The organism is Burkholderia sp. 3C, from assembly GCF_054589155.1.
In genome coordinates, this window is the sequence record NZ_BAAILN010000038.1 from 1 (window position 1) to 4,193 (window position 4,193).

4 protein-coding genes are annotated in these 4,193 nt (G+C 67.1%); 2 read left to right on the plus strand and 2 right to left on the minus strand.

Going from position 1 to position 4,193, the window contains the following annotated elements:
- Positions 1–126 precede the first annotated feature (126 nt).
- Both ACYP33_RS05610 and ACYP33_RS05615 read left to right on the plus strand, forming a co-directional pair.
- Positions 127–1,410 (plus strand): ATP-binding protein, encoded by a 1,284-nt coding sequence (locus tag ACYP33_RS05610; protein ID WP_459620299.1) that lies wholly within the window; start codon positions 127–129, stop codon positions 1,408–1,410.
- A gap of 28 nt (positions 1,411–1,438) precedes the next feature.
- Positions 1,439–1,981 carry a response regulator transcription factor gene (locus ACYP33_RS05615; protein ID WP_414443406.1) on the plus strand — a complete coding sequence of 181 codons (543 nt, stop codon included), beginning with the start codon at positions 1,439–1,441 and terminating at the stop codon, positions 1,979–1,981.
- A gap of 91 nt (positions 1,982–2,072) precedes the next feature.
- On the opposite strand, the gene hslU is transcribed toward ACYP33_RS05615, so the two are convergent.
- Together hslU and hslV are read right to left on the minus strand one after the other, a co-directional pair.
- The gene (gene hslU / locus ACYP33_RS05620; RefSeq protein ID WP_459620302.1) at positions 2,073–3,416 is read right to left on the minus strand and encodes an ATP-dependent protease ATPase subunit HslU; all 1,344 of its coding nucleotides are present in this window, start codon (positions 3,414–3,416) and stop codon (positions 2,073–2,075) included.
- 10 nt (positions 3,417–3,426) lie between these two features.
- A complete protein-coding gene (gene hslV, locus ACYP33_RS05625; protein ID WP_414450741.1) occupies positions 3,427–3,963 on the minus strand; it encodes an ATP-dependent protease subunit HslV in 537 nt (178 codons plus the stop codon).
- Positions 3,964–4,193: the final 230 nt, after the last annotated feature.

Below are 4,193 nucleotides of genomic sequence, written 5' to 3' on the forward strand. Positions count from 1 at the left end.
GCCCCGGCCGGCCGGTGCCTGTGCCCCGAATGCCTGGCGGGCGCGCTCGCCAGGCAGGTGGCGGCCGCCCCGTGCGGCCCCGGCTGGAAGGGCCATAGCGACGCGACGGAGTAAACTGCGCCGATCATGCAACGAATCACCACCACTGGCCGCGTCAATCTCGGCAACCTGTTCTGGCTGCGCACGCTGGCCATCGTCGGCCAGCTCGTCACGGTCGCCGTGGCGCAGGCCTTTTTCGGCGCGAACCTGCCGCTGCCGGCCATGCTGAGCGTGATCGCGCTCGAGGTCATGTTCAACGCGCTGACCTGGCTGCGCGTGCTGCGTGCCCGCCCCGAAACCAATTTCGAACTGATGGGCCAGCTGTGGGTGGACATCGGCGCGCTCACGGCGCTGCTGTTCCTGTCGGGCGGCACCACCAATCCATTCGTCTCGCTGTACCTGCCCTCGCTGGCGATCGCCGCCGCCGTGCTGCCGTGGCACCTGATGGTCTGGCTGGCGGCGTTCTCGGTGGCCTGCTATTTCGCGCTCGGCTTCAATTCGGTGCCGCTCAATCTCGACAATCCGGCCAACCTGTTCGATTACTACCGCGCCGGGCAGGGCGTGAACTTCCTCGTGTCGGTCGGCCTGATCGCCTGGTTCGTGGCGCGCATGTCGAACGCGCTGCGTCAACGCGATGCGGCGCTCGGCGAGGCGCAGCAGCGGCTGCTGCGCGACGAGCGGGCCGTCGCGCTTGGTGTGCAGGCGGCCACCGTGGCCCACGAAATGGGCACGCCGCTGTCCACCATCGCGATGCTGACCGAGGAATTGCGCGACGCGGCGCGCACCGATGACCGGCTCGCGCCGTACGACGCCGACCTCAAGGTGCTGGAAGAGCAGATGACGCAGTGCACGTCGGCGCTGGCGCGGCTGCGCAGCCGTGCCTCGGGGCCGGCCACGCGCGAGAACGTGGCCAACTGGCTCGACACGTTCGGCCGTCACTGGCGGCTGCGTCACCCGCATGTCCAGTTCGAGCAGATCGGCGCGGGGCCGGCCGGTGCCGAGCTGGAGGACACGGTGGCGATCGGCCAGATCCTCACCATCCTGCTCGACAACGCGGCCCGTGCGAGCCGCGACCGCGTGACGCTGCAGGCAAGGCTCACGCGCCAGTCCGATCGCGACACCATCGTGTTCGAGGTGGTCGACAACGGCCCGGGCATCCCGCCGTCCCTGCGGGAATCGCTCGGCACGGCGCCGGTGGACAGCACCCAGGGCGGCAACGGCGTCGGCCTGTATCTGGCGTTCAGCGCCGCCGCGCGCCTGGGCGGCACGATCGAATTGCTCGACGCAGCACCGCGCGGCACGCGCGCGCTGCTGCGGCTGCCCGCGCTGCGCGGTGCCGTTTCGCCGGTGGAACCCGTGCCGGCCTCATAACCTATCGCTGACACAAAGGAGAACAACGATGAGCGACAACCACTTTCTCGTTATCGACGACAACGAAGTTTTTGCCGGCACACTGGCTCGAGGGCTCGAACGGCGTGGCTATCTGGTGCAGCAGGCGCATTCGCGCGATGCGGCGCTGAAGCTTGCGAGTGCGTCGAAATTCGAGTTCATCACGGTCGACCTGCATCTCGGCGAGGATTCGGGGCTGTCGCTGATCGCGCCGCTCTGCGACCTGCAGCCCGATGCGCGCATTCTGGTGCTGACCGGCTATGCCAGCATCGCCACGGCCGTGCAGGCCGTGAAGGACGGCGCGGACAACTATCTGTCGAAGCCTGCCAACGTCGAATCGATCCTCGCCGCGCTGCAGACCAACGCCACCGAAGTGCAGGCCGAGGACGCGCTCGAGAACCCGGTCGTGCTGTCGGTCGACCGCCTCGAATGGGAGCACATCCAGCGCGTGCTGGCCGAGAACGGCAACAACATTTCCGCCACGGCGCGCGCGCTGAACATGCACCGTCGCACGCTGCAACGCAAGCTGGCCAAGCGGCCGGTGCGGCAATAAGCATCCCCGTCGGCGCGCCGGCTCGGCGCGCCAAAACGAAACGGGCGGCCCGCTTGCGCGGGGCCGCCCGTTTGCCTGGCCGGTGCGACGCTTACAGCACGTAGCGCGACAGATCCTCATCCCGCGACACTTCGCCGAGCGCGCGGTCGACATAGGCCGCATCCACCGTCAGCGCTTCGCCCGCGTGATTGCCGGCCGCGAACGACACGTCTTCCAGCAGCTTCTCGATCACCGTGTACAGGCGCCGCGCGCCGATGTTTTCGGTCTTCTCGTTGACCGAGTAGGCGATCTCGGCGAGGCGGCGGATGCCGTCGTCGGCGAATTCGAGCGTGACGTCTTCGGTGGCGAGCAGCGCCTGGTATTGCTTGACGAGGCTGGCGTCGGTGGCCACCAGGATCGATTCGAAATCTTCCACCGACAGCGAATCGAGTTCGACGCGGATCGGGAAACGCCCTTGCAGCTCGGGGATCAGATCGCTCGGCTTCGACAGGTGGAATGCGCCGCTTGCGATGAACAGCACGTGATCGGTCTTGATCATGCCGTACTTGGTGTTGACCGTGGTGCCCTCGACCAGCGGCAGCAGATCGCGCTGCACGCCCTGGCGCGACACTTCGCCGCCGCCACCTTCGTTGTTGCGCGATGCGATCTTGTCGATCTCGTCGAGGAACACGATGCCGTTCTGCTCCACGTTCTGCACGGCCCGGGTCTTCACTTCCTCATCGTTGAGCAGCTTGCCGGCTTCCTCGTCGGTCAGCAGCTTCAGCGCTTCCTTGATCTTGACCTTGCGGCGCGTTTTCTTGCCGCCGCCGATGTTCGAGAACATCGAGCGGATCTGCTCGGTCATCTCTTCCATGCCCGGCGGCGCCATGATGTCCATGCCGGCCTGCGGCTGCTCGATGTCGAGCTCGACTTCCTTGTCGTCGAGCGCGCCTTCGCGCAGGCGCTTGCGGAAGGTCTGGCGCGTGACGTTGTTGTCGTCGTTGGCGGTGTCGCCGTTCGAGCCGAAGCCGACCGCGCGCGGCTGCGGCAGCAGGATGTCGAGGATGCGATCCTCGGCCAGATCCTGCGCCTTCGAGCGCACCTTGCGCATTTCGGTTTCGCGCGTCTGCTTGATGGCGATTTCGATCAGGTCGCGCACGATGCTGTCCACGTCGCGGCCCACGTAGCCGACCTCGGTGAACTTGGTCGCCTCGATCTTGATGAACGGCGCATCGGCCAGCTTGGCCAGACGGCGCGCGATTTCGGTCTTGCCGACGCCCGTCGGCCCGATCATCAGGATGTTCTTCGGCGTGATTTCCTGGCGCAGCGGCTCGGCCACCTGCTGGCGGCGCCAGCGGTTGCGCAGCGCGACGGCCACGGCCTTCTTCGCCTTGTTCTGCCCGATGATGTGCTTGTCGAGTTCCGAGACGATCTCGGCAGGGGTCATGGTGCTCATGTCGGCGTCCTTACTCGATCGTTTCGATGATGTGGCTGTGGTTCGTGTAGATGCACATGTCGCCGGCGATCGTCAGCGCCTTCTTGACGATCTCGCCCGGCGACAGCTCGGTGTTCTCGGCCAGCGCGCGCGCCGCGGCCTGGGCGTAGGAGCCGCCCGAGCCGATCGCGCAGATCCCGCCTTCGGGGTCGAGCACGTCGCCGTTGCCGGTGATGACGAGCGTGGTGGTCTTGTCGGCCGCGATCAGCATCGCTTCCAGGCGGCGCAGCATGCGGTCGGTGCGCCAATCCTTGGCGAGTTCGACGGCGGCGCGCGTCAGGTTGCCCTGGTGCTTTTCGAGCTTGGCTTCGAAACGGTCGAGGAGCGAGAACGCATCGGCGGTGCCGCCGGCGAAACCGACCAGCACCTGATTGTTGTAGATGCGGCGCACCTTGCGCGCGCCGCCCTTCATGACGATGTTGCCGAGCGTGACCTGGCCGTCGCCGCCGAGCGCGACCTGCTCGCCGCGCCGCACGGAAACGATCGTCGTGCCGTGATATTGCTCCATCTGCGTTCCTTCAGAGAATCCGGGGAGGACGCGGAGGTGCAGGCGCACCGCCGCCCTGGCGACACGCGGCGCAGCCGTCGGGCGCGCCGCGCGTATTCAGACCATGTTAGGGCACGCGCGGCGATATCAAGAGTGGAATTCGGCGAAGCGGGGGGCGAAACGGGCGCACGGGAGCAGGCCGCCAGGCGTGGCGGGCGCACCAAAACAAAAAGCGCGCGGCAAGCCGCGCG

Coding starts and splice junctions, on each gene's coding strand:
- hslU (WP_459620302.1), bottom strand. CDS start 3,416: ATGAGCACCATGACCCCTGCCGAGATCGTCTCGGAACTCGACAAGCAC.
- ACYP33_RS05610 (WP_459620299.1), top strand. CDS start 127: ATGCAACGAATCACCACCACTGGCCGCGTCAATCTCGGCAACCTGTTC.
- hslV (WP_414450741.1), bottom strand. CDS start 3,963: ATGGAGCAATATCACGGCACGACGATCGTTTCCGTGCGGCGCGGCGAG.
- ACYP33_RS05615 (WP_414443406.1), top strand. CDS start 1,439: ATGAGCGACAACCACTTTCTCGTTATCGACGACAACGAAGTTTTTGCC.